Annotated in this window: 1 protein-coding gene; it reads left to right on the top strand. The window is 43.5% G+C overall.

Annotation, left to right across the window (positions count from 1 at the left end; all coding sequences use genetic code 11):
• Positions 1-109 precede the first annotated feature (109 nt).
• Positions 110-1,264, top strand: coding sequence for an IS110 family transposase (locus J8L71_RS18280; protein WP_211001790.1), 1,155 nt, complete (start codon positions 110-112; stop codon positions 1,262-1,264).
• Positions 1,265-1,579: the final 315 nt, after the last annotated feature.

Below are 1,579 nucleotides of genomic sequence, written 5' to 3'. Positions count from 1 at the left end.
TAGACATAATGACTCCCACACGGTGTTAGCCTCCGCTTTTCGTGGGTTAGCTTAATTCAAAGCCAGAGCCATAATTAGTTTGTCAAATAACTAAACAGCAGAGGCTAACATGAACAAACATAGCATACTTTTTATCGGACTTGATACACATAAAGAATTCAATGAAGTCGCCTATATTGAAGAACATAGGGGGGGTCAACCTGTTCATCTTGGTCGAATTTCCTCTTCCAAAGTGGCCGTTCAAAAGCTTGTTCGCCAGTTCGAATCGAAATACCCTGGCGCCACACTTCATTTTGTTTATGAAGCAGGTCCATGTGGTTATTGGATTTACCGATTAATTACCAGCCTTGGCCATTGCTGCTATGTGGTTGCCCCCTCTCTTATTCCTAAAAAGCCTGGTGAGAAGATTAAAACCGATAAACGTGATGCACTTAAGCTCGCTAAATTACTTAAGTCTGAAGATTTAACACCTATCTATGTTCCCGAGCCTGAAGATGAAGCTGTACGCGATTTATCTCGTGCACGCGAAGTAGCCATGAAGGATTTAAAAGATGCCAAATATCAATTAAAGGCGCTGCTGCTTCGCAATAATATTAATTACAGAGGCACTGCAAATTGGTCACAAAAACATCTACGCTGGCTCACTGAACTAGTGCTACCTCATCCTGCGCAGCACATCGTCTTACAAGAGTTTTTACACACAATTACCGAGCGAATAAGCCGACTTGAACGGCTAGACAATGAACTAACACACCACGTTCACCAGTGGCGTTATTACCCTGTTGTCAAAGCAATACAAGCTATGCGTGGTGTCCGTTTGTTGGTCGCCACCGGCGTTGTTGCTGAGCTTGGCGATTTATCGCGATTCGATCATCCTCGCAAATTAATGAGTTATCTCGGTCTTGTACCCAGTGAACACTCGAGTGGTGGCAAACGCCATATTGGCGCCATCACAAAATGCGGAAATGGCCGAGCAAGACGCCTTCTTGTTGAAGGTGCACACACTTATCGCTATGCAGCAAATATATCCACAGATATGCAAAAAAGACAAGAAGGTTTACCAAAGGACATTATTGATATTGCATGGAAAGCACAGCTTAGGCTCTGCAAGCGCTATAAAAAAATGATAGCCAAAGGGAAGCACTACAACCTTGTTGTCACCGCCATTGCCCGAGAAATGATTGCGTACATATGGGCTATTGCAAAAGAAGTGGTGCTTACGCCAGTAAATACAAAACGTAGATTGGCAAGAGTACCCGCATGATAAACGAATTAGAGTTAATGCATGGGATCAAGCATCGGGTGTGGCACAACCACCGACGGCGTTAGGATGGCAATGCAGCTAACGCTGCATTGAACCACGAACATAGACTGAAGACAGGTGCCACGACGAAATAAGTAAGGTCTGCTCTGTTACTAGAAATAGTAATAACCAACGAATATCAGCAAGATAACCGACGACATTACTTGCTTCATCCTATGTATTAACTCGCTCTAATTCGAGCTGAAGTAATTATGGCTTAAAAAGTTAAGCAAGGATCAGTGTGTTTAACTTGACAGTGGGAGTCATACCAACGCC

Origin of the sequence: Pseudoalteromonas sp. MMG007 (genome assembly GCF_018100985.1) — a bacterium.
Classification (GTDB): domain Bacteria; phylum Pseudomonadota; class Gammaproteobacteria; order Enterobacterales; family Alteromonadaceae; genus Pseudoalteromonas.
This window is presented reverse-complemented; position numbering and strand designations above follow the sequence as displayed.

Coding starts and splice junctions, on each gene's coding strand:
- J8L71_RS18280 (WP_211001790.1), top strand. CDS start 110: ATGAACAAACATAGCATACTTTTTATCGGACTTGATACACATAAAGAA.